Origin of the sequence: Halomonas daqiaonensis (assembly GCF_900109725.1) — a bacterium.
Lineage (GTDB): Bacteria > Pseudomonadota > Gammaproteobacteria > Pseudomonadales > Halomonadaceae > Halomonas > Halomonas daqiaonensis.
On record NZ_FOBC01000041.1, the window covers coordinates 1 to 1,584 of the forward strand.

At 65.0% G+C, this 1,584-nt stretch carries 1 protein-coding gene; it reads left to right on the forward strand.

Features of this window, described 5'->3' with window-relative positions; translation table 11 throughout:
- The first annotated feature begins 71 nt into the window (after positions 1 to 71).
- A complete protein-coding gene (locus BMY30_RS17435) occupies positions 72 to 1,427 on the forward strand; it encodes an IS1182 family transposase (protein WP_089715941.1) in 1,356 nt (451 codons plus the stop codon).
- Positions 1,428 to 1,584: the final 157 nt, after the last annotated feature.

Consider the following 1,584-nt stretch of genomic DNA (forward strand, 5'->3'; position numbering starts at 1 on the left):
CTAGCAGGCTGTCGGGTTTTCGATAACGTCGTGCGATACTCGCATCATGCCGCCATCACCGGAACGACGCCATGAGCCGCTTCATCCCTGTTGACCGCCAGACCGACTATCTTCTGCCGCCTTCCGTGGATGAGTGGCTGCCCGATGACCACCTGGCGCGCTTCGTCGTGGAGGTGGTCGAGCAACTGGATCTCTCGGCACTGACGCGTCGCTACGCCGGCCGGGGGCACAAGGCGCATCACCCGGGTGTACTGCTGAGCCTGCTGGTCTACGGCTATGCCACCGGGGTGTATTCCAGCCGCAAGATCGAGCGCGCCACCTATGACTCCGTGGCCTTCCGCTACCTGGCCGCCAACACCCATCCCGACCACGATACCCTGGCCACCTTTCGGCGGCGCTTCCTGCCCGAACTGGAGCAGCTGTTCGTCCAGGTGCTGTTGCTGGCCCGCGAGATGAAGCTGCTCAAGCTCGGTACCATCGCCCTGGACGGCACCAAACTCAAGGCCAATGCCAGCAAGCACAAGGCATTGTCGTATGGCCATGCCAAGAAGCTGGAAGCCCAGCTCAAGGCCGAGGTGAAGGCGCTGACCCAGCGGGCCGAGGCGGCCGATCGGGACGACGCGTCCGATGGCATGGACATCCCGGCCGAGATTGCTCGGCGCGAACAACGCCTGGCCGCGATCGCCGAGGCCAAGGCCAGGATCGAAGCGCGAGCCGAGGAGCGGGATGCTGTCGAGCAAGCGGCCTACCAGGAGAAGGTGGCGCAGCGCGAGACGCAACGAAGCGCAGGAGAAAAGCCCCGAGGGCGTGATCCCAAGCCCCCGACGGGAGGCCCGCGCGACAAGGACCAGGTCAACCTTACCGATCCGCAATCGCGCATCATGCCGGTCACCGGCAAGGGCTTCGATCAGTGCTACAACGCCCAGGCCGCTGTCGATACCGACACCATGTTGGTCACCCACGTGCATGTCACCCAGGCCACCAACGACAAGCAGCAGGTCATGCCCTTGCTGACCGCCTGGCAGGGCTATCCCGAGGCCCTGGGACGACCCACCCGCCTGCTGGCCGACACCGGCTACTTCAGTGCCGCCAATGTCGAGGCCTGCCAGGCGCATGACATCGAGCCGCTGCTGGCCATGAAGCGCGATGTCCACCATCTGCCGGTCTTCGAGCGCTTCGCTGCCGATCCCCCGGCGCCGGACGTGGCGGACCCTGTCGAGCAGATGGCGCACCGCCTGAAGACGCGAGCAGGACGAGCGCTGTATGCGCTGCGCAAGCACACGGTGGAGCCGGTCTTCGGCATCATCAAACACGTGATGGGGTTCCGGCAGGTCTCGCTGCGCGGTCTCGACAAGGTCAGCGGTGAATGGCGCTTGGCCACCATGGCCTGGAACATCAAGCGGATGCACCGCCTGACGGCAGGGTGAGGGAAACCCCCTCATCTGGCCCCGCATAACGGGGCCAGAATCGGCGCAGGGAGGGTCAACAGCGTCTTTCCAGCCGCATGACCAATTACCCTGCGGAAAAACCAACGAGGGGACGCTGCATCTGCGGTTCGAGCCCCTTAACCCGACAGCCTGCTAG